We start from the raw sequence: 3,840 nt of genomic DNA on the forward strand, positions 1-3,840 counted from the left end.
TGAATGCCGATACCTTAAATGGCGTGGCTAGCGATCTAGGTGAGGGCTTTTTGGCCCTGCCCGGCAGCGTTACAGACGTGAATTTTGCGGCAGAGGCGGTGAGCCGCACGGTTGAGCATTTCGGTTCCTTAAATGGCCTGATTAATAACGCCGGTATTACCCGCCCAGCGATGATCGACAAAATGTCGATTGAAGCATGGCAGTCAGTCATCGACGTTAATCTGAGCGGTTCAGTGTACTTCATGCAGGCGGTCGGTCGGCATATGTTGGCCGAGGCCAAAGCGGGTAACAAAGAGCCTGGCGCCATTGTGAATATCGCGTCTGATGCGGGTCGTCGCGGCAGCTTAGGCCAAATTAACTACGCCTCTGCCAAGGCCGGTATTTTTGGCGCCACCATGACCGCCGCGCGGGAATGGGCCAAATTTAATATCCGCTGTAACGCAGTGTGTTTTGGCGTGGTTGCCACCGCCATGACTGAAACCGTGCGTAACGACGAGCGTTTTGCTGACAATTACCTTGCTCAGATTCCTTTGGGCCGTTGGTCCTCACCAGAAGAAGTGGCCAAGCCAGTGTGTTTCTTATTGTCTGACGCTGCGTCTTACATCACCGGTCAGATTTTGTCTGTGAACGGTGGCTTCACCATCGCAATGTAAGGTATTTGAAATGCAGGAAATGGACGAATTTATCGCGATGTTACGCGATAGCGCCGAGGGCTTTTTGGCTGATTTTCAGGCCTCGCCTGGCGCTAAAACTGAAATTGCTGTGCCGCGCCCGCTCAATCGCGAACTGTGGACTGCCATGGCCGAGTTGGGCTGGTTGGGGCTGTTATTGCCTGAGTCACAGGGCGGCTTAGCATTGCCGGTAGCGGCTGCGGCTGAGCTGGCCGAAGTCATGGGCCGCTATCGTTTTCCGGTGCCATATATCGAAGCGGCGATTATGCCTGCGCAGATATTGGCGGCGGCAGATAACGAGGCCTTGGCCGCAGAACTTATTAGCGGTGAAACTTTGTTCAGCCTAGCGTGGCAAGATCGCGCTAGCAGCGATGACGCCTTTGCGGCGTGTATTTATAGCGATGGACAAATCTCTGGCCAAAAAAGTTTTGTTGCGGCGGTGGAGCCAAGCAGCCAATTGCTGGTGTGTGTCAGCAGCGTTAATGGCCCTGCCATTGTGCTGGTAAATAGTGACGCCGACGGCATCACCGCCCAGCGCAGCGCGACGGCCTCGGGCAGTTTTTGTCAGTTAAATTTTGATAAGGTCGCCTGCACCCAAATGTTAGTCGGCGCAGCTGCCGAGCAGGCTTTGGCCTCGGCTTTGGCGGCGGGGCGCTTATTGGCCAGCGCCTTTCTCAGCGGTTTGTCCCGCGCCTGTTTGCGCGACACGGTGGATTACCTTAATCAGCGCCAGCAGTTTGGTCGCAAATTATCGAGCTTTCAGAGTGTGTCCCACCGCTGCGTGGATATGCATATACATATCGAACTGGCTGAATCGGTGTGGCGGGTCGCCGCCGAGTCTGGCGACGTGACAACACTGAGTGCCGCCAAGGCCCGGGCCAGCGATGTTGCCCAAGATGTGTGCCGTCAGGCAGTGCAGCTACACGGCGCGATGGGCTTTACCGAGGAGTGTTCGGTGGGTGAATACCTGCGCTTGGCCTTGCAATACGGTAACTGGCTGGGCAGCGCCAAAAATATGCGTCGCGCTTTTCAAGCCACACGCAAAGCGGAGGCATTAGCATGAATAGCGTAAATGTAAATCGCGATGAAATGGATGATGCCGATTTTCGCGCTGAATTTCGCGCCTTTTTGGCCGAGCACTATCCCGCAGAGCTGAAGCAAGATTTTCACCGGCCGTTTCGGCGTCTGCGCGGCGAACCCGCCAATGACTGGCAGCGCACCTTGCAGGCACACGGCTGGCGCGCACCGGCATGGCCACGAGAAAGTGGCGGTATGGGATTGTCGTTTCGCAAGCAGCTGATCTACCACGAAGAGCTGGAGCACGCGGGGGGGGCGCGCATTATCGATCTGGGCGAAACCCAACTCGGCCCCACCATTATTAAAATGGGCAGCCCTGAGCAGAGCGAGTATTACCTGCCGCGCATACTTAACTGCGAGCATGTGTGGTGTCAGGGTTATTCCGAACCCAATGCCGGTTCTGATCTGGCGAGTCTGCGCACCAGCGCCGAATTAGATGGCGACGAGTTTTTGGTGAATGGCCAAAAAATTTGGACTACCCATGCCAATGACTCCACCCATATTTTTACCTTGGTGCGCACTGGTAAGTTCGAAAAGAAACAACAGGGCATTAGCTTTTTGCTGATTGATCTCGATACCCCAGGCATCTCAATTCGGCCAATTATTAATTTGGCGGGCGAAGACGAATTCTGCGAAGTCTTCTTTGAAAATGTTCGGGTACCCAAGGCCAATTTGGTTGGTGAGCTTCATCAGGGCTGGACGGTTGCCAAAGCACTACTCGGTTACGAGCGGGTGTGGATTGGCAGCCCGGCGCTCGCTGGCAAAGCTCTCGCCCTTGGTGAGCATTTGGTGCAGCAATTAGGGCTGGAAGACGACCGCGGGGTAATGGATGAATTGGCGCAGTTGCAAGCGGATCTCCACGATTATCGTCTGCTTTATTCCCGCACCTGCGACGCCATTGCCGACAGTGGCAAAGCGCCGGGGCCAGAGGTGTCGATGCTCAAGGTTTACGCCTCGGAGTTGTTGCATCGCCTGACGGAATTCAATGTTGAGATTGGTGCTGAGTATGGCGCAGTGGTGGGCGATGTCGCGATTGGCGGCGATTCAACGGCGGATATGCAGGCAGATTTATATTGGCAATTAATGATGGCGCGTCCAGTCACCATATTTGCCGGTGCCAATGAAATACAGCGAGATATTCTCGCCAAAACTGTTCTCGGCCTGCAGGCCTGATCTGGATGCCGACCCTGTGATCGGCAGCAAAGGAGTATAAAAATGTTAAATAAGGGCGCACTTAGTGGTATCCGCGTACTTGATATGACTCGGGTTGTTGCCGGTCCTTACGCAGGCCAAATTTTGGGTGATCTTGGCGCCGAAGTCGTCAAGATTGAACGCAAAGGTGAGGGCGATGACTGCCGTCGCGTTGGCCCGCCGTGGATGGACAATGAGCTTGGCCGCCAAGGCCAAGACTCTACCTATTACCAATCGGTGAATCGCAATAAAAGCTCAATTTCGGTGGATTTTGCCACCGAAGCCGGTGCCGATTTAATTCGCCGATTGGTGGCTAATGCTGATGTGCTGGTGGAAAACTACCGCAGCGGCACTTTGGCGCGTTACGGCTTGGGTTATGAAGAACTTAAAGCCATTAACCCCAAATTGATTTACTGCTCGGTGACCGGCTTTGGCCAAACCGGCCCCTATGCTGGCCGCTCGGGCTATGACTACTTGGTTCAGGCCATGGCGGGGCTGATGTCGGTAACTGGTCATCACGACGGCGAACCGGGCGACGGGCCAATGCGGGTTGGCGTGCCCATTGCTGATATTTGCGCGGGCTTGTACGCGGCGATCTCGGTATTGGCGGCCCTCAATTACCGCAATGTGAGTGGCGAGGGCCAATACATTGATGTGTCACTATTCGATTCGCAATTATCAGCGATGCTCAATACCTTTTCTGGCTGGTTTAACGGCGGGACGGCATTGGGCCGCACCGGCAACGATCACCCCAGTGCCGCGCCCTATGGCGTATTCCCAGTAGACGATGGCTTTATTTTGATTGCCACCTTCAACGACCGTGAATTTGTGCGTTTGTCGGCGGTACTTGGTCATGCCGATTGGGCCACCGACCCCCGCTTCTGCAGCATGGGTGCGCGGG

The 3,840-nt window shown here is 55.1% G+C and carries 4 protein-coding genes; all 4 read left to right on the forward strand.

Annotated features, from left to right (window positions below):
* Positions 1-653: SDR family NAD(P)-dependent oxidoreductase (locus AB4876_RS18995; RefSeq protein ID WP_368383263.1), on the forward strand; the 653-nt coding region annotated here is incomplete at its 5' end.
* 10 nt (positions 654-663) lie between these two features.
* A complete protein-coding gene (locus AB4876_RS19000; RefSeq protein ID WP_368383264.1) occupies positions 664-1,734 on the forward strand; it encodes an acyl-CoA dehydrogenase family protein in 1,071 nt (356 codons plus the stop codon).
* Complete coding sequence (locus AB4876_RS19005) at positions 1,731-2,921, forward strand: acyl-CoA dehydrogenase family protein (protein ID WP_368383265.1); 1,191 nt, start codon at positions 1,731-1,733, stop codon at positions 2,919-2,921. The genes AB4876_RS19000 and AB4876_RS19005 overlap by 4 nt, the downstream gene beginning before the upstream one ends.
* A 42-nt stretch (positions 2,922-2,963) precedes the next feature.
* Positions 2,964-3,840, forward strand: an 877-nt coding sequence (locus AB4876_RS19010) for a CaiB/BaiF CoA transferase family protein (protein ID WP_368383266.1), incomplete at its 3' end; no start/stop codon positions are given.

It is taken from the genome of Zhongshania guokunii, from assembly GCF_040892635.1.
Taxonomy (GTDB): Bacteria; Pseudomonadota; Gammaproteobacteria; order Pseudomonadales; family Spongiibacteraceae; genus Spongiibacter; species Spongiibacter guokunii.

Bases quoted from the DNA above. Each gene is read 5' to 3' on its own strand.
- AB4876_RS19000 (WP_368383264.1), top strand. From the start codon at position 664: ATGCAGGAAATGGACGAATTTATCGCGATGTTACGCGATAGCGCCGAG.
- AB4876_RS19005 (WP_368383265.1), top strand. From the start codon at position 1,731: ATGAATAGCGTAAATGTAAATCGCGATGAAATGGATGATGCCGATTTT.